The sequence below is a fragment of the Flavobacterium algoris genome (assembly GCF_048158525.1).
Classification (GTDB): Bacteria; Bacteroidota; Bacteroidia; order Flavobacteriales; family Flavobacteriaceae; genus Flavobacterium; species Flavobacterium algoris.
Window position 1 is genome coordinate 1 of the sequence record NZ_JBLNKT010000027.1, and the last position, 18,310, is coordinate 18,310.

The 18,310-nt window shown below is 34.6% G+C and carries 19 protein-coding genes and 1 riboswitch; of the genes, 5 read left to right on the forward strand and 14 right to left on the reverse strand.

All coding sequences use genetic code 11. From position 1 onward, the window contains the following. Nucleotides 1-134 precede the first annotated feature (134 nt). From ACM55I_RS12845 to ACM55I_RS12860, 4 genes are read right to left on the reverse strand one after another with little or no spacing between them, the layout of a single operon-like run. A complete protein-coding gene (locus ACM55I_RS12845; protein WP_416847218.1) occupies nt 135-668 on the reverse strand; it encodes a DUF4252 domain-containing protein in 534 nt (177 codons plus the stop codon). A gap of 1 nt (nt 669) precedes the next feature. Next, nucleotides 670-1,197 (reverse strand): DUF4252 domain-containing protein, encoded by a 528-nt coding sequence (locus ACM55I_RS12850; RefSeq protein ID WP_416847219.1) that lies wholly within the window; start codon nt 1,195-1,197, stop codon nt 670-672. A 13-nt stretch (nt 1,198-1,210) separates the two neighbouring features. Next, nucleotides 1,211-1,660 carry a hypothetical protein gene (locus tag ACM55I_RS12855; RefSeq protein ID WP_416847221.1) on the reverse strand — a complete coding sequence of 150 codons (450 nt, stop codon included), beginning with the start codon at nt 1,658-1,660 and terminating at the stop codon, nt 1,211-1,213. Next, complete coding sequence (locus tag ACM55I_RS12860; RefSeq protein ID WP_416847222.1) at nt 1,647-2,156, reverse strand: RNA polymerase sigma factor; 510 nt, start codon at nt 2,154-2,156, stop codon at nt 1,647-1,649. The genes ACM55I_RS12855 and ACM55I_RS12860 overlap by 14 nt, the downstream gene beginning before the upstream one ends. Nucleotides 2,157-2,280: 124 nt before the next feature. Between ACM55I_RS12860 and ACM55I_RS12865 the strand changes: the two genes are divergently transcribed. Next, nucleotides 2,281-3,726: a S41 family peptidase gene (locus ACM55I_RS12865; protein WP_416847223.1), complete on the forward strand. Its 1,446-nt coding sequence runs from the start codon at nt 2,281-2,283 to the stop codon at nt 3,724-3,726. Between the two features lie 75 nt (nt 3,727-3,801). Then, nucleotides 3,802-4,410: an N-acetylmuramoyl-L-alanine amidase family protein gene (locus ACM55I_RS12870; protein WP_416847224.1), complete on the forward strand. Its 609-nt coding sequence runs from the start codon at nt 3,802-3,804 to the stop codon at nt 4,408-4,410. A 252-nt stretch (nt 4,411-4,662) separates the two neighbouring features. Here ACM55I_RS12870 and ACM55I_RS12875 read toward each other — a convergent pair whose 3' ends face one another. From ACM55I_RS12875 to ACM55I_RS12910, 8 genes are all read right to left on the reverse strand, one after another. Continuing rightward, on the reverse strand, nt 4,663-6,573 hold the full coding sequence (locus tag ACM55I_RS12875; RefSeq protein ID WP_416847225.1) for a TonB-dependent receptor plug domain-containing protein: 1,911 nt from the start codon (nt 6,571-6,573) through the stop codon (nt 4,663-4,665). A 75-nt stretch (nt 6,574-6,648) separates the two neighbouring features. Then, a riboswitch (cobalamin riboswitch) is annotated at nt 6,649-6,913 on the reverse strand. A 46-nt stretch (nt 6,914-6,959) separates the two neighbouring features. Continuing rightward, nucleotides 6,960-7,496: an alpha-ribazole phosphatase gene (cobC, locus tag ACM55I_RS12880; RefSeq protein ID WP_416847227.1), complete on the reverse strand. Its 537-nt coding sequence runs from the start codon at nt 7,494-7,496 to the stop codon at nt 6,960-6,962. Then, nucleotides 7,481-8,278, reverse strand: coding sequence for an adenosylcobinamide-GDP ribazoletransferase (locus tag ACM55I_RS12885; RefSeq protein ID WP_416847228.1), 798 nt, complete (start codon nt 8,276-8,278; stop codon nt 7,481-7,483). The genes cobC and ACM55I_RS12885 overlap by 16 nt, the downstream gene beginning before the upstream one ends. Nucleotides 8,279-8,355: 77 nt before the next feature. Then, entirely contained in the window at nt 8,356-10,032 is a 1,677-nt protein-coding gene (cobT, locus tag ACM55I_RS12890; RefSeq protein ID WP_416847229.1) for a nicotinate-nucleotide--dimethylbenzimidazole phosphoribosyltransferase, read from the reverse strand. Between the two features lie 131 nt (nt 10,033-10,163). After that, a complete protein-coding gene (locus ACM55I_RS12895) occupies nt 10,164-10,814 on the reverse strand; it encodes a Dph6-related ATP pyrophosphatase (RefSeq protein ID WP_416847230.1) in 651 nt (216 codons plus the stop codon). 90 nt (nt 10,815-10,904) lie between these two features. After that, nucleotides 10,905-11,420, reverse strand: coding sequence for a bifunctional adenosylcobinamide kinase/adenosylcobinamide-phosphate guanylyltransferase (gene cobU, locus ACM55I_RS12900; protein ID WP_416847231.1), 516 nt, complete (start codon nt 11,418-11,420; stop codon nt 10,905-10,907). 19 nt (nt 11,421-11,439) lie between these two features. Continuing rightward, the gene (locus ACM55I_RS12905; RefSeq protein ID WP_416847233.1) at nt 11,440-11,820 is read right to left on the reverse strand and encodes a DUF5522 domain-containing protein; all 381 of its coding nucleotides are present in this window, start codon (nt 11,818-11,820) and stop codon (nt 11,440-11,442) included. A 2-nt stretch (nt 11,821-11,822) separates the two neighbouring features. Next, nucleotides 11,823-12,746, reverse strand: coding sequence for an ABC transporter substrate-binding protein (locus tag ACM55I_RS12910; RefSeq protein ID WP_416847234.1), 924 nt, complete (start codon nt 12,744-12,746; stop codon nt 11,823-11,825). 202 nt (nt 12,747-12,948) lie between these two features. On the opposite strand from ACM55I_RS12910, the gene ACM55I_RS12915 reads away from it, so the two are divergent. Genes ACM55I_RS12915 through ACM55I_RS12925 form a run of 3 tightly spaced genes read left to right on the forward strand, consistent with a single transcriptional unit; the run spans nt 12,949 to nt 15,906 of the window. Beyond that, nucleotides 12,949-14,091 carry an ABC transporter substrate-binding protein gene (locus ACM55I_RS12915; protein ID WP_416847236.1) on the forward strand — a complete coding sequence of 381 codons (1,143 nt, stop codon included), beginning with the start codon at nt 12,949-12,951 and terminating at the stop codon, nt 14,089-14,091. Between the two features lies 1 nt (nt 14,092). After that, on the forward strand, nt 14,093-15,124 hold the full coding sequence (locus tag ACM55I_RS12920; RefSeq protein WP_416847237.1) for an iron chelate uptake ABC transporter family permease subunit: 1,032 nt from the start codon (nt 14,093-14,095) through the stop codon (nt 15,122-15,124). Further along, a complete protein-coding gene (locus ACM55I_RS12925) occupies nt 15,124-15,906 on the forward strand; it encodes an ABC transporter ATP-binding protein (protein WP_416847239.1) in 783 nt (260 codons plus the stop codon). The genes ACM55I_RS12920 and ACM55I_RS12925 overlap by 1 nt, the downstream gene beginning before the upstream one ends. Here the strand turns inward: ACM55I_RS12925 and ACM55I_RS12930 are convergent, their stop codons facing one another. Further along, nucleotides 15,907-17,514, reverse strand: coding sequence for a class I SAM-dependent methyltransferase (locus ACM55I_RS12930; RefSeq protein ID WP_416847240.1), 1,608 nt, complete (start codon nt 17,512-17,514; stop codon nt 15,907-15,909). Between the two features lie 318 nt (nt 17,515-17,832). Continuing rightward, nucleotides 17,833-18,288: a tRNA (cytidine(34)-2'-O)-methyltransferase gene (locus tag ACM55I_RS12935; RefSeq protein WP_416847241.1), complete on the reverse strand. Its 456-nt coding sequence runs from the start codon at nt 18,286-18,288 to the stop codon at nt 17,833-17,835. Between the last annotated feature and the right edge of the window lie 22 nt (nt 18,289-18,310).

Below are 18,310 nucleotides of genomic sequence, written 5' to 3' on the forward strand. Positions count from 1 at the left end.
GCAATAAACAAACTTTTAGAACAATTATTAAGGCAATATTTTCAATTTTTAATAAATTTCTGCTAAATCAGGTATTCCTTAAAACAAGTAGAGGCTATCTTTTCAGACAACCTCTTTATAATTTATGTAAATAACTATTTCATTAATTGTTGCAAAGGCTTGAGTTGTTCTAAATCAATATTTGATTTTTGAATGACCTGCATCATAGTCATGATATTTGTGGGATTCATGTCTTTACCCAAAATCCGTATGACTGCAAAACCTGTTTCTTTTTTATTGGCAAAAAAAACAAACTCTTCGATATGCTCATCCGAACCTACATAACTTACTGAAGCTCCTTCTTTTCCGGAACCAAATTTCATCAGCTGCTGGTATTTTTTATCTTTCAGAATCAGACTTATTTTAGCACGCTCCACTTCAAATTGCGCTTTATTTTTATCATTGAGTTTAAAAGCCAGAACATTCATCTTATCAAAAGATTGCAGTGCTGTTTTTTGTTCCGATGACAATTTCGTCTGATCTACATTCAATATACCAGGAGAAATATCTAATGCTAAAAAATTCTTGTTTTCAGTATTTTCTACAAAGTATTTCTGCAATGTAGGTTCTTGATTGCAACTGAACAGAAACAAGCTAAAGAATAGCGCAATACCATAAATAGGTTTCATTTTACTTTCTACCTTTAGTTGCCTTTTTTAAATCATCTCCACCAGGAATTCGCATTTTGTCCGTAAGTACCGAAATTTCACTTAAATCAAAATCACCTGTTAATGACATTAAAACCGTATCATCATTTTTAGCCCCTTCGATAAACATTAACAACTCTCTTATTTGAGAATCCTTCGCACCTGATTTTACTAGAATTTTTATATTCTTTCCGCTATCATTTACACGCATTAATTCTTCCAGACCTGCTGATTTTATATATCTATCAGCCGCAACTTTCATCTCACCTTCCACTCTGGTACTTTTAGTTGTAAAAACTTTTAGATTATCTAATTTTTTTATCAAATTAAGGTATTGTTGTGTCTCCTTATCTGAAGTATCGACTTTAACCTTACTCATTAAATCAAACATTTTTTTGTTGACAATGATTGATGTAACATCATCTTGTCCGTCGAACTTATCGAAGGCCGCTTGCGCGAAAAATGGACTAGAAACTAATACTGCTACTACTGTTATTATAATTTTTTTCATTTTTATTTATTTATTATTGTTTAAAAATTAATTCTTTTGACTCTTGGTATTCTCTAATATAATATACACTTTCTATGCCAACATTTACATGATTCGATAATAATGCTAATACTTTTTGAGTTTCTCTAAGAGCAACTTCAGGATCATCATACGTTCCTAAATCCTGCTTCTCATTTGCATTATCATAATTATAAAACACATACGTTCCAATTCCCAACAAAACAACTACTGAAGCCGCAATAGACAACCACGCTACATAACGTTTCTTAGCTTGTTGTGGAATTTCTTGCTTCAACATTTGCTCTTTTGGGAGAGAGAAATAACCAAACATAGGTTTGTATTGTTCTAGATACTGCGCAACATCCGGCGAAGAAAAATAATTACGTAATTCATTTTCTTCGGCAGTACTGGTTTCTCCCTGAAAGTATTTTTCTAAAAGTATTTCTATTTTATTTAATTCCATAGCTGTGCGTTTTTGTCATGCTTTCTCTTATCGTTTTCCTTGCTCTTGAAAGCGCTACGCGAATAGCGGTTTCATTCATGTTTACTATTTCCGCAATTGCAGCAAACTCATATTGTTCAATATCCCGCATCTGTATTAATAATCGTTGTTGTTCCGGCAATTGGTTTATTATTTTTTCAACCCAATTCAGACTATCAATATCTTCTACTTTTTTATCCAAACTTGGCTGACCATCCATAAAATTATTATGGACTAATTTAATATTCCCCGCTCTTTTTGATTTCAATTGATCCAAACAATAATTTTTTGTCATTGTCATCGCTAAAGCTTCTATACTATTAAAGCCATCTAAACTTTTATTTTTATTCCATAATTTAACCCAAACTTCCTGAGTGGCATCTTCAGCTTCTTCAGTGCTTATGAGCAATCGCTTTGCCAGTCGAAAGACTTTGTCCTTGAATGGCGAGATTAGCTGCACAAACTCATTTTGGTTCATAAAGAGTATTTAATAAAGTATTTATAGAATCAAGACGATTCATATTTCTTTTTGTTACAAAAAAACATAAAATAAAAACTAAAGTTACTATTTTTACGTTTATAAAAGATATCGCCACAAAAACATGAAAAAAACATTCCTACTTACGCTTTTATTATTCTTAACCGTTTTTACTTTTCAATCTTGTCAAGATAACGACGATGTTGCCGCACCAGTAAACTTAGACATTCAGGATTTTATATGGAAAGGCTTAAATCAATACTATTTATGGCAAGCTGACGTACCCAATTTAGCGGATGACCGATTTCCAACCCAAGCAGAATTAAATACTTTTTTGAAAGGGTATCCTGTTCCTGAAGATTTATTCAATGCCTTAAGAGTAGACAAAACTATTGATCGATTCAGTTGGATTGTAAGCGATTATTTAGAACTGGAAGGAGTGCTTCAAGGGACAACTAAAAATGACGGAGTTGATTTTGGTTTAAGTTATAAGCCAGGAAGTACTACCGAGATATTTGGCTATGTACGTTATGTTATTGGAAATTCAGATGCATCAACTAAGGCAATCAAGCGTGGTGATATGTTCACTGCCGTAAATGGAACTCAACTTACCATCAGTAACTATCAATCGCTATTAGCCGCTGATAGTTACACATTAAATATGGCAGACTACAATGGAACGACAATTGTTGCCAATGGAAAATCAGTGGCATTGACAAAAACCGTTTTATCGGAAAATCCAATTTTAATTAATAAAGTTATAACCTCTGGCTCTCATAAAATTGGATATTTAATGTACAACGGCTTTTATGCTAATTATGACACGCAATTAAATGATGCTTTTGCAACTCTAAAATCTCAAGGAATTACTGACTTGGTTTTAGATTTACGCTACAATGGCGGTGGTTCTGTTCAAACAGCTACACGATTAGCGAGTATGATAACGGGACAATTCACAGGACAAGTATTTGCTAAGCAACAATGGAATGCTAAAATTAATGCTTATTTCGAAGCTGAAAATCCAACAGCTTTAATCAATAGCTTTACGGACAAAATTGGAACTACTGCTATCAACAGTTTAAATATGACCAAAATTTATATCCTAACGACCAAGAGTACTGCATCAGCCAGTGAATTGGTGATAAACGGATTGAAACCTCACATTACTGTTGTACAAATTGGGGATATCACAACCGGGAAAAATGTTGGATCAGTAACACTATACGATTCACCTACTTTTGGCACAGAAAACAGAAACCCTAATCATAGGTATGCTATGCAACCTATTGTATTAAAAATTGTGAATTCAACCGGTTTTGGAGATTATTTCAATGGATTACAACCTGATTATTTATTAAAAGAAACAATTAGCACTTATGGCGTTCTTGGTGACACCGCAGAACCTTTATTAAGCACTGCAATTGGTAAAATTACCGGAACAGCTAGAATGATGAAACAAAATCCAGAGAAAAGTTTTGAATACTTTAAAGATTCAAAATCTATAGATGGGTTGCAAAACCAAATGTATCTTGAGAAAGCACCCGAAGGTCTTTTAAAAGCTTTAAAATAAATTTAAAACTACTCCATAATAAAAATGCTTTTTTTAAGTTTACATTTAGCACTTAACATCCTAAAAAAGAACTAAATGGAAAACTTAAAAAAAGTATTTTTAATAATAATTATTTCTTTTTCATTTATAAGCTCAAAACCATTAGAGCCAAAAAAAATAAATGTAGTTATTGATGCGAGTCATGGTGGTAATGATTTTGGAGTCATCTCAAATTCTATTACTGAAAAGCAAATTGTAGAACAAGTCACTAACAAAATTAAGTCCTTGAATAGCAATGTTGTGATTCATCTAACAAGATCAAATGACACGTTTTTATCCTATGAAGAAAGAACTGATTTTATAAATAAAATCAAACCTGATTTGGTTTTATCCTTACATGTAAATTCAAGCTTAAATAATAAAACATCTGGCTTAGAATTTTATGTTGCTAAAGAAACAGAGTTTTTTGAAAAATCAAATGAAATTGCCGGAAAACTGCAAGACAAATTTTCAAAGGATACAAATTTGAAAATATCAGGTATAAAAAATGGCCCATTCTACATTCTTAAAAGATCGGATGTACCAGCAGTAATTGTCGAACTGGGTTATTTAACCAATGAAAATGACAAAAAATACTTGATCGACGATAAGGAGCAAAACAAAATTGCTAAATCCATTTCAGAATTCATTTCGGAAATGAAATAAACCACTACCGGAAGTCTATAAATTTAGTTTTGCACACTAAGTCTGCTAGGTTGGAAAGTAAAATTAACCGCAAATTAAAGGATTGTAAAACGAAAAATAATTAGCGAATTTGCGGTGAATATTTTTAGAACCTGAAAGGGAAATGCACCAAAATGTATAGTTTTAACTATTTTCGGGACAGAATAAAAACAAAAAACCCGTTCCAAATTAAGGAACGGGTTTTAAGTACTAAAACTAAAATATTTCTTTTTTTTAGAATAAGAAATTCAAACCTAATTTAAAGTTTCTTCCTCTAGTACTATATCCTCTGCTCTCAACAAAATCCTTATCCAGAATATTATCAACAGCACTAAAAACGTTTAATCTGTTTTTGATTAATTCATAACGAACATTAGCATTTACTAATTGGTAATCTTTTAAAACTTCTGATTTCAATACAGGATCATACGTTGGAGCTGGATAGATTGTATATTCTAAATATCTATCAGACACAAATTGGTACGCAACATTAAAAGCAAGACGCGTTGTTGCTTGCACATCAAGAGCAGCATTTACTTTGTGTTTTGGGTTTAGAATACGAGATTGTCTTTCTAATTCCGTATACGTATAATTGGCATTGAATTTTACTTTATCATTAAAAGCATAAGAAATCATAGTTTCAAGACCTTTAGCTTTGTTTTTACCATTAACATTGAAATATTTATAAGTCATTAAATCAAAACCTATAGCATCTTGCTCTTCTCTTTGAAAAACAACTGCATTTAAAACTACTTTCTTATTTGCTAAACTTGCTTCAAAACCAGCTTCGGCAGTCGCATCTTTCTCTGGAGATAAATTAAAATCACCATAAGGAGAATACAATTGATACAAACTTGGAGTAACAAATGCAGTACTATAAGAAGCTAATACTTTTAATGACTCTGAAAAGCGATACGATGGATTAACATTATAAACTAAATTATTCCCGTATTTACTATGAATATTATAACGTGCTCCTGCATTTAAGTTTAATCCAAAGTCTGAATTATAAACAGCAGTTACATAAGGATCAATCATATTGAATTTAGCCACTTCATTTGTAATTGCGTCATACTGGCTCATGTTTGACATTTCGTGAAACTGAAATTGTGTTCCTGTTACTACAAATAATTGAGATGAAATTTCATATTTATTAAAGGCATCGACATTGACACTTCTTGACTTCGCTTGGAATAAAGAACCATAACTAAAGATGTCGCGGTTGATTACGTTTGCACTAGTATTGATTACCAATTCTCCTTTATTGTATTTATATTTTGGAGTAAAACCAACTCTAAATTGCTCCGAAAGGCTGAAATTTTTCAGATCATCTGCAAATGAACCTGCATCAAAATCGTTTTTCATTCGGTCATAATTAGCAAAGAAATCAAATGATAATTTTTTAGTTGGCGTAAAGCCAATTTTCACTAAAGAATTAACTCTTGAAAAAGCATCATTTTCAAATTTAGTATTTGAATTTAATGGTTTTGCTTCAGAAATCCCTGTAGTTTCAGTACTATTCAAAGAAGCAAAATAATTTACTTTTTCAAAACCACCGTTTACAGCAAAGCCCTGATTGTAATCTTGCACACTATAATTTGCTTTTTTAGCAACTGTTTGTGTCCCGATATTCATATATGCATTTCCTGCAATAGCTTTTTTACCTGCTTTTTTTAGTGTAATATTAATCACACCGGTTGCTGCCCCTGAACCGTATAAAGTACTTGAAGCGCCTTTCATAATCTCAATACTTTCAATTTGTTCTACGGGAAGCAATCTCAAATCATACGATAAGCTAATTCCGGAAGCATCTGTTACTGGAACACCATCAATCAAGATTAAAACCTGATGATTTCTTCCTCCTCGAATGTAAAGTCCCAAATCCTTACCATTACGACTCTGATTTCCATTGATTTCAACACCTGCAACTGTACTTAAAACTGAAGCTACTGATTGTCCTGCTTTTTTCTTCAAATCTTCGGCAGTGATTTTGACGATCACTTTTCCTGATTTTTCTTTTGATAATGCAAATTTCGAATCGGAAACTACAACCTCATCAAGTTGTTTTGGCTCTTGGCTTTGTGCATAAGTGTTCATTGCAAATAACAATGCAATCGCACTAAAGCGAATGAATTTTTTGTTCATTTTAAAAATGTAAAATTTAATAAATGGGGAGAAAAGCATAGAATGACCCATACCCAAACCTTTTTTCCCGAAAGTTTGATACTCGATGTAATAGGCAGGTCTCCTGGCTTGCGTCTTGTTGTTTACCTTCTCATTCGCCGCGGCAAACAATGGTTTCGTAGATAACAACAAGCTTGATAGCTTACAGTTGCGGGTACAGCGCTAGATTTTTGAATTTTGAATTTTGAATTTTGATTTCAGATTTTAACTCTGAATCAAAAATCGTTAATCATCAATCTTCAATCACTCTCTTCCCTTTTAATGTGGTTTGAAAAAACAAACCTCAACCTCAATACGGCGGCAAAGATAAAATTATATTAAGTTAATAACCTAAATAATTGCGAATTTTATAATTCAATTTTAATTACAGCTCCAAAATCTACTTTATTCTGAAAAGCGTCTCTTAGAGGTAAATCCGAAATTTTACATAAAAAACTACGTATCACTCCCGCATGCGCCACAATAATTACTGGTTTTGAATGGGTTGCTAGAAGTTCATTATGCATAAAATTAATCACTCGATCATGCAAATCCGTAAATGATTCACCATTGGGTACGCGAACATTTACAAAATCAGTCATCCAAGGTGTAAAATCATCCGGTGGAATTACATCCCAATTTTTCATTTCCCAATCGCCAAAATTCATTTCCATCAAGCGAGAATCTTCATTTACAGCAGTAATTTCTGAATTGTCTTTGATGTAATTTGCCAAAAGCACGCAGCGAAGTAAAGGACTGGAATACAGCCTTGCATCTTGAGGCAATTGATTTAAAACAGACTGAAAAACAGCATCATAAGGCTCTATGATTTTCACATCGGATTGTCCATAACAAATTCCTTTTTCACAAACCGTTTCCGTGTGACGTACTAAATAAACTTCCATAATGCAATAACTGATATATAAAAAACCACTTCACAAACCTGTTGGGTTGCGCCCAAACAATCCCCAGTATACCCGTCAATCCATTTCTGAAAATAGCGTGCTAAAAAAAAGCGAGTCAGAAAAACAGGGATTAAAACCAACAGTATTTGCCACTGAAAATAAGACAAAATAACGAATGGAAGTAATCCAAAAAAGAAAGCTCCCACCACTTCTCTCCAAGAATAACTTTGTGCAATAGGTTTACTTTTACTCGATGCATCTTCTCTAGAATATTCATAGGTAAAAACAATTGAAATCGCTGCTAATCGACTGATAGAATGCGCCGAAACAAGAAGTAAGAAACTAACAAAATATACATTTAGACCCGTATTTTCCGCATTTCTAAAAAGCATATTTGTGGACATCAGCTTTACTAATAAGAGTAAAACGACCCCAATCGCTCCATAAGCACCAATGGCGCTGTCTTTCATAATCATCAAGATTTTTTCTTTGGTCCAACCGCCACCAAAACCATCACAAACATCAGCAAAACCATCTTCATGAAAAGCTCCGGTAACTAAAACGGAAGCAATCATAGAGAAGATTACCGCAATTTCTGGAGCGACTAAATAATTAAAAACACAGTATACCCCAAAAGCCACACTCCCTACAATCCAACCAATTAATGGAAAATAACGGGACGCTTTATTCAAATAATCCGGATTATGATCGATGGTTGCAGGACACGGAATCCTAGTGTAAAACATTAATGCTGTAAAAAATATGTGTAGTTCTTTTTTCATTTTTAGAATTAAATTTTGTTGATTTTATTTCTTGTAGACGTACAGTAGTGCGTTTCAATAATCGAATATAATACCGTTTATTGACCGCTAACCCCCGCTGATTCAAAACTAGCCATCTCATTCAAGAATGCTACAGCCGACTCAATTATAGGAAAAGCAATCGCGCAACCCGTGCCTTCGCCCAATCGCAAACCAAGTTGCAACAAAGTATGAACTCCTAGATAATCTAATATTTTTTGGTGCCCTTGCTCCGCAGAAGAATGGCAAAAAATAGCATTTTTAGTAATGGATGGATTCTTTTTAAAAGCAATTAAAAAAGCAACACTACAGATAAAGCCATCCACTAGAATCAACATATTGGCTTCCTTTGCCTGAAGCATTCCACCTACCATTTGCATGATTTCAAATCCCCCGAAATAAGCTAATTTATTGTCTAAATCATCTGAACCATGGTAATTATCAAGGCATTTTTTTAGGATATTAATTTTTTGGATCAACTGTTCGTCATTTACACCAGTGCCTTTTCCCACACAATCTTGAATTGGCAATTCTAAAACAATACTCATTAAAATCGAAGCTGTAGCCGTATTGCCAATACCCATTTCGCCAAAACCAATACAATTACTGCCCGTTTTTGCAATAGTGGCTACAATTTCGCTCCCTTTTATAAAACACAATTCAACTTCTGTTTTACTCATTGCAGGTCCTTGCAAAAAAGACAGCGTTCCCTTCCCTATTTTAGCCGAAATCAAATCCGTATTCATAGGAAAATCATAATTCACACCTGCATCTACAATAGCTAATTGGATCTTATTTTGCTTACAAAACACATTGATTGCAGCGCCACCTATCAAAAAATTATTCACCATTTGTCTCGTTACATCTTGCGGATAGGCACTTACTCCGTGATTTGCAATTCCGTGATCCGCGGCAAAAACAACTATATTCGGTTTTATAATTTTAGGTTCTAAAGTTTGAAACACCATCCCTATTTGTTTGGCGAGTACCTCTAAAATTCCTAATGAACCCGTTGGTTTGGTTTTTTGGTCGATTTTAAGTTGTAACGCATTTGCAAAAGCAGCAGCATCTATTTCCTTTTTAGAATCAAAAAACACTTTCTCCACCTTACTTTCTTGCAAAATACTGATTTCCTCAACTAATGGAATTTCTTGTTTTTGTTTCCAATTTAGTTGTTGCAACATGGGTTGATTGTCATAATTGGTAGCAGCTTTTCCCACACAAAAATACCCCAACGGCTCCATATTTTCAGGCAAACCTAATAATTGCTTGAACTGATAGTAATTCAATATGGAAACCCATCCCATTGAATACCCTTGCTCCGTTAAGGAAAGCCAAATATTTTGCGCCGCACAAACCGCACTGAACTTTACCGCTTCGTTACTCCCGACCGTTCCAATCGTAAAATTATTCAAAACCGAACGATCATAGCAAATCACCAATCCGAGAGGTGCTTCTTCGATCGCTTCCAACTTAAGGGCTTTGTAGGCTTGTTTTTGTTGTTCGTTATCCGTGAGCGAAATTGCCTTTTCATCATAATCTAAAAATAAATCTTTAATGGCTTTCTTTATTTCAGCCGACCTGATCAGATAGTATTTTGTAGCATCGGTTAAACCCACAGAAGGCGCCCAATGTCCCGCTTGCAAAGCTTTTTCAAGAACAGCATCCGGTACTTGATCCTCCGTAAAATGACGGGTGTCGCGACGAGATTTTAAAATTTCATCTAAATAAGTCATGCTAAAATGATTTTTTGTTTTTATTCCAACGGATTAAAATCCGATGCTACAATATGTGCCGTTCCTACGGAACTTGGATATTCGTAAAAAGTTGTCAATGTGGGAGGTATTGTGAGAATGTTTTTTGAATTCTACCTTCCTGCCTCCCAAACGATGAAACAATAATTTTCATAGGTAATTCTAGTGAATTCAGGCAATTCAATCGCTCCAGAAAATAACGGACAGTTAATTACCAAAGTATGAAACTCTCCGTTTTCACCACAAGGATCTATTCCTTTTTCGTGCAATTCTTGGGCTAATTCTTTGGTCAAAATTTTCCCCAGATAATGTTCTCCCATCATTGTATTGCAAGAAACAATCATCGTTACAATTCCGTTTTCAAGCATTTGATTTACCAAAACGATTCGGTCTTGTTGCCACAAAGGCAAAATTGCTTTTAACGAAGCTGCGGCACATACTTTGTCTTCCCAATCTTTATGCGGTTGCAAATCAATATCCCCAAAAACAGCTGCTTCCAAATCATATTTGGTTTTTAGCCTTTTCAAAACTGCAATAAACTTGGCTTCATAATCACCCCAAGTTGCAGGAATTCCTTCTAGAGGCAATCCCATTTTTTGGGCTTGCTGATTCAAAATAGACAAAGGCAACCCATGAGAACGAGATACTTTCCCATTTTCGTTCATCATATTGAGTAACACTTTTGGAATAAATCCTTGCTGAATTGCTTGCATCATTGCATAACAACTGTCTTTTCCGCCACTCCAGGAAGTTACAAAATTCATATGTAGTTATTTATTGATTTTTAATTGAATATGTAATACGCTATGAGGCAATACTTTCTTTGAATTCAATATTGTAAAATCATAGCTATTTCATTTTTTCTCTTTTATCGTTACAGGAATTCCAGAAACCATCAGCACAACAGTATCGGCAGTTGCAGCTATATACTGATTCATCCAACCTTGAAGTTCAGTGAATTTTCTACCAACATGGGTTTCGGCATGAAGGCCCATTCCTATTTCGTTGGTTACAATAATTATAGTTGCATTTTCTTGATTGGCAATGGCGTCAAATTCGGCTTTAGCTTGTTCTAAACACAAGGAAACATCATTTTTAGTATCCACAAAAAAGTTCGTTAACCAAAGCGTAACGCAATCGACGATAGCTACTTTTTCCGAAAAATCTATTTCACTCAAGTGCTTTTCTTTTTCGATATTAATCCATCGTTCGTCCCGATCTTTTTGATGGCGATCGATTCTCTTTTGGAAATCATCATCCCATTTTCTGGCTGTGGCCACATACATTGGTTTATCTGATAATTCTTTTGCTAAATTTTCAGCATAACTGCTTTTCCCGGAGCGTTCGCCACCTGTTATTAGGTATATCATTGTAATTGTAGATTGTTATTTATTTATACGGACAATGTCTACAACCATTGGTACAACAATGCCCCCTTTTAAGATGAAACCAAGCTTTAAAAACATAGTTCCCATTTTCTAAGTAATAGTCGATTCCTTCCACGATATTACTCGTTTTGGGTAAATCTTTAGCTTTATTATGCGTTGCTGATTCGGGAGTTACAGACTCCACATATTCTTCTATTTTAATGGAACAAGTAGTTGTAAAGCAACTTGGACAAAGGCAATCGACTACCTCTGATGGTGTGAAAATTGGCGGAAAATCATTGCACCAGCATTTACTTCCTTCTAGCGTATCTCCACAATTGAAAGGAGTTCCACAGGTAGAACAGTGTTTTATTCGAATAGTGTTTGGAAAAGTATCAGTCATTATTATTTCACTTTTTCATTAGAATGAAAAGACAAATATTTGTGCTTTAATTTACTTGGAACTTCAAAAAGATCAGGATGAAATAGTGCTGCCAACAATTCTATCCCGTCTACAACAGTCGTACTGGGTTGTGTAAACAAATCAGCATCAGCAAGAAAAATAGCGTTATTTTGAACTGCTTTTAAAGTCTCCCAACCTTCTAATTTTGTCAATACTTCAATTTCTTGCCCCGAACGGCTGACATCAAAACCACAAGGTGCCACAACCAAAACCTCTGGATTGTAAAGCAAAATACGTTCCCAATCCGTAACAATCGAATAGCCAGATGGATTCGAAAGCATGTCAACGCCTCCAGCTTGCGAAATTTGATACGGTATCCAATGTCCACAATTATAAATCGGATCCAGCCACTCCATAACCATAACTCGTTTTAATGGAGCGTTATTTTTGCGGAGCGTATCCAAAATAAAATCAGTCCGTTTTTTAAGTTTTGCAAGTAATTCATAGGCGCGCTCTTCTTTATCGAAAGCCTTTGCAATAGTTATCGCATTTTGATAAATATCTTCTAAATCCCTAGGAATAAGTGCAATCAATTCAGGTTCTTTCGATAATTTATAAATGGAACGAGCCACATGACTGGTGTCTATTTGACATACATCACAAACATCTTGTGTAAAAATAATATCCGGAGCAATCGATTCTAGTAAAGCATCGTCTATATAGTATAAACTTTTTCCTTGTGCCTTGGATTGTGATACAATTTGGTCTATTTCCTTGCTCGTGTGATTGGTACCTTCAAGATAGGAACGAACTACTTTTGGTTTATCCGAGTGGCATTCAAAAGTAACACCAACCAATTGATTTTCTAATCCCATTTCGTAAATCATAGAAGTGGCAGCTGGCAGAAAAGAACAAATTTTCATCATTGTAGTTATCAATTTAAGGTTCTTTTTGCTTGCTTTTTTTAAATAAAAACAGAAAAAAAACGAAGTACAAATATAAAGGTATGCAGCTAACTATTAGTATAAATCTTATTTTATGTTTTACACTTCCTACCTCATTTTAAAAATTTGATTCTGATTATAAAAAAATTATAATTTACCTTTGTCTTCAAATTTGCAAAAAATTATGAAAGGAAATACGCTGAAATTAACTTATTTTATATTGTTTTTAATGCTAATTGGATGCAAAAAAAACGAGCAAACTACAATCAAAACAGTAGTTACAACTGGGAATTCCATAACGTATTCAAAAAGCCTAGCTATCTTTAAACACGAAGGATATACAGTAGTAAAAGTTTCAAACCCTTGGCCTGAAGCAAATAAGGACTTCACTTATATACTAAAAGAAAAAAACGGCAGCATTCCTGATAGCCTTCAAAAATACACAACAATTCCAATTCCTTTGGAATCTATTGTCGTTACCTCAACGACCAATATTCCTTTTTTGGAAATGCTGGGAGTTGAAAAATCACTAGTGGGTTTTCCTCATACCGATTATGTTTCTTCTGAAAAAACCAGAAAACTAATTGATGCCGGTGCTGTTAAAAACATAGGACAAAATGAGAAATTAAATATGGAGCAGCTAATTGAATTGGCGCCTAACTTAATCGTAACTTTTGGAGTTGACAATAATAATCCAATGATTGATAATTTACAAAAAAGTGGTCTTAAAGTACTCATTCAAGCGGACTGGATGGAACAAACACCGCTGGGCAAAGCAGAATGGATTAAGCTTTACGGTGCTTTATTTGGAAAAGAAAAAGAAGCCAAAACGCTTTTTGAGGAAATCGTTAAAAATTACAATGACGCGATACAATTGGTTGCTACCAAAAAACCAACAGCAACCGTTTTGTACGGATCTATCTATCAAGAGCAATGGTATGTAGCAAGAGGAAATAGCTGGGTAGCCCAATTTATGAAAGATGCCAAAGCAAATTATTTGTGGGCAAATGTTGAAGGAACAGGAAGTCTTAGTTTACCTTTTGAAAAAATATTAGAAAAAGCAAAAACAGCGCAATATTGGATTGCAACAGGTTCTTTTAAAAGTAGTGCTGATTTCGAAAACAGCAATCCGCATTACAGTCAGTTTGACGCTTTAAAATCTAAAAATGTGTATACTTTTGAAAGTAAATTAGGAGCAACAGGAGGAACCATTTATTATGAATTAGCACCAAGCAGACCTGATTTGGTCTTGAAAGATTACATTAAAATCTTTCATCCTGAATTGCTTCCAAATTATACTTTTACTTTTGCACAAAAACTAAATTAAATTGGCGAATCAAAAACGAAATACGATTCTATTTTTCTTGCTTACTTTGGGGCTTGTTCTTTTGTTTTTTGTAAACATTAGTTTTGGTTCCATAACGATTCCTTTTAAAGAAGTCTATACTAGTTTAACTGGTGGTCAAGCCAGTAAATCTACTTGGGAATATATCATCATCAATTATCGTTTACCCAAAGCCATTACAGCAATTCTTGTTGGAATGGGGTTATCCATAAGTGGTTTACTGATGCAAACTTTGTTTCGAAATCCATTGGCTGGGCCTTATGTTTTAGGACTGAGTTCCGGTGCCAGTTTAGGTGTCGCTTTCGTACTATTAGGAGCGAGCTTACTTCCTCCTTTTTTAAGTACCATTTTATTATCCTCGTATGGAGTGGTTTTAGCATCAACTATTGGAAGTTCTGTTGTGTTACTAGCTGTTTTGATGGTTTCCCAAAAGCTACGCGATACAATGGCCATCTTAATTGTAGGATTAATGTTTGGTAGTTTTACCAGTGCAATAGTAGGCGTTCTTACGTATTTTAGTTCCGCTGAACAATTACAGAAATTCACGTTTTGGTCCATGGGAAATTTAGGTAACTTGTCTTGGTCTTCTATATTAATTCTAACAATTTGTGTGGGGATTGGATTATTACTAAGTCTGTTTAGCATCAAACCGCTTAATGCACTATTATTGGGTGAAAATTATGCGCGCAGTTTAGGTCTGAATTTCAAAAAAACACGATTAATTATTATTTTTGCAACAAGCATTTTAGCAGGAAGTATCACAGCGTATGCAGGTCCAATTGCCTTTATAGGACTGGCAGTCCCACATATAGCAAAATTAGTGTTTCAAACCAGTAACCATTCGGTTTTGTATTGGAGTACGTTACTTTTAGGCGCTTCGATTATGCTTATTTGTGATGTAATTTCAGAATTGCCCGGATTGGAGATTACTTTGCCAATCAATGCGGTAACTTCAATAATTGGCGCTCCTGTAGTAATCTGGTTATTGGTTAGAAAACGAAAAATGATTGCCTAATGGAAGACAAAATCATCTTACAAGCGTCTCAAATTAGCATTGGTTATTCTCATAAAAAAGAGAAAATCATAGTGGCTTCGGATATTTCTATTTCCTTAAAAAAAGGAAAACTGATTGCTTTAATTGGAGCAAATGGCATTGGAAAATCAACACTTTTAAAAACAATAACAGGAATCCAGAAACCGCTTTCCGGTACTGTTTTCTTGAATGAAAGGAAAATCACTGATTACGAACCTTTGGATTTAGCGCAAAACCTAAGTATTGTTTTAACCGAAAAATTGCCTCCCAGTAATTTAACCGTTTTTGAACTCATTGCTTTAGGAAGACAACCCTACACCAATTGGATGGGAACTCTATCTGACCTAGATATTGTTAAAGTTAATGAAGCGATGGCATTGACACAAATCAGTCCTTTAGCCACAAAAAAACATTATGAAATCAGTGACGGACAATTGCAAAAAGTATTGATTGCACGCGCTTTGGCACAAGATACTCCGTTAATAATTTTGGACGAACCCACAACCCATTTGGATTTATTGCACAAAGTAGCCTTATTCAAACTTTTGAAAAAGCTTACTCATGAAACCGGAAAATGCATTTTATTTTCTACTCATGATATTGATATGGCGATACAATTGAGTGACGAAATGATTATTATGACACCTGAAACCGTGCTTCAAGACGAGCCTTGTAATTTTATTGCAAAAGGAAGTTTCAATACTTTATTCAAAGATGAGCATATTGTTTTTGACGCTGATAAAGGAAAATTCATGATTGTTTAATCATTGCCCTTTCAATAAATTTATACTCACTGTTGCAAGATTTGAATCTGGGAATCTCCTGAAGAAATTAGCATCCGGGTACAATCCCGCTTCAGCTGCGATTTTGTGCAAAACAGGAATTTCGACTATATATTGATCCGAAAAACCATGCGTGGCATCATAAGCCGTAGCCGCCGTTTTTCCTAAATTAGCAGCGGTCAAATTTGGAGCAATCGTATGCAATTCAATCATTAGCAACCCAAATTTCCGAACGTAAGGCGACCATTTATTCAAATGTTCCAATAGATTATCTTCGACTAAACTATTACTGATTCGCTCACCTCTATGCGCAAATGCGCCTGTAGAATGACTCACTCTGTCTTTGGTGATTTGCTTTGGCATTTCCCAAATTCGGTTGTGATCCAGGAAGGTTCTCACATTCAGCAAATCTTTCAAATCAATGTTATAATTTTCCAATAAGTCGTTGGCCAACAAATCCGGCTGTCCAATATCGCCCCAAATTACTTTGGCCCAAATATCGGCTTTGATTAAATTGGCTCGGGTTACTTTCAACGCCGCCTGATTGTAATCGGCGCCAACAAGGAATAAAGGATAATCATCGAGCATTTTTCCACGCAGGGTTTGTCTTTCGATTACCGTATAAATATGTTCAATAAATGCTCCATTGCCACAGCCCATATCGAGAATCCCTTTTGGCTGGTCTTCTATTGATAAATTGAATAATTTGATGATAATTTCATCTATGACTTTAAAATAAGTATCGTGCGCACCTCCGCTTCCCCAAACATTCATTTCTCGGTCCACATGAATTTCATCTTCCCCTTCAGCTATAGTTCTGAGTATATTTGGGTTACCAAAAAGTAAATCCTCCATTTTACTAAATGTAGGTAAATAGGAAACTGTCACTCCATAAGCAGAAGCTCTTTTGGCAAAAAACAACCCTTTTTCCGTAAATTGATAATTGCCTTTTTTTTGGGTAAACCAACCTAAATTAACAAAGAAATCCAGTATGATTTTGAAGTTTTCGGGAGATTTATGAAATTCTTCCGGACGGAACGAAATTTCCATAAAATATTGATGAAACATGCCGCTCATACCAAGCCGCACTAATATTGGTCCAACCAAACACCCTTCAATATGCGTTAGAATCTGATGCTGAATTTCATTGGTCAGCGCATCATTCGAAAATAAAATTCCATAATTAGCTGCGTACAATTCGAAAATTAAACCCAATCGAACAAATGGAATATCGTCTAATAATCGCGTGCGAAATTGCATCGTGAAATGGAGTAAATCAAGTACATCTTCATACAAATAGAACATTGGAAAAGCAATAGCACTTTTATCGTTTATGCTAAATTTAATTTGGTCTGTAGTGTGATTAATATGATAATCCAGGAATCCCTGCGAACACAAAACACGCAAACCCACATGGAGATAGCCTTCATTGGCTTTAAAATGTTGCGTAAGTTCCGAAAGTGTGACTTCTTTTTTATCAAGAATATAAGACAGTACTCCTTTTTCAAACAAAACATACGCTACCGGAGCGGTAACCAAACCGTCTAAATGTTTGAAAATGGTACTTCTAAGGATAACTTTATCAATCATAAAAAGTACGTTTTAAAGTTTCCTCTCCCCAACCCTCTCCGAAGGAGAGGGAGCCGAGACTCAAATATTTTTTTAATTAATGCCTTACTCAAATATATGAAATTTCGACCTAAGAAAATATAGTGATTCAGAAAAAGCCAGACTAAAAAATATTAATTCTACGCAGTCAACTTAAGTAAGTCAAAAGTTTAAATGTAGTAAAGTCAAAAAGAGCGATATTGTAAACAGTAGTTTAAAATCAACCTATTGCGAAATTTTGTCTAATTTTTAAACACAACATTATACAATGGTTGTTACTTATAACTCAAAACTCATAACTTACAACTTAGATGCAATTTGTCTCTTTGCTTCGCCAATGACAAACGCAACAGAATTTGCAATATTAAAACTTCTAATTAACGGCGACATTGGAATGGTCAGATGATTGGGGAATTCGTTTAAAACCGCTTCACTCAAACCTTTACTTTCCTTCCCAAAAACCAACCAGTCACCATCTTGAAAATCATTCTCCAGATATGATTTTTTGGCATGGGAACTCATCAGGAAAACTCGGGATAAATCCGGAATTTGCGCTTTCCATTCGGCTACATTTTGATATTCCGTAACGTCAAGATGCACCCAATAATCCAAACCGGAACGCTTCAGATTTTTATCATTAATAACAAATCCAAAAGGATGAATTAAGTGCAAACGGCTTTCGGTGCCCACGCACAATCGGCCAATATTTCCGGTATTATTTGGGATTTCAGGTTCTACTAAAACGATGTTTAACATAGTATACTTTATTAAAAGATTG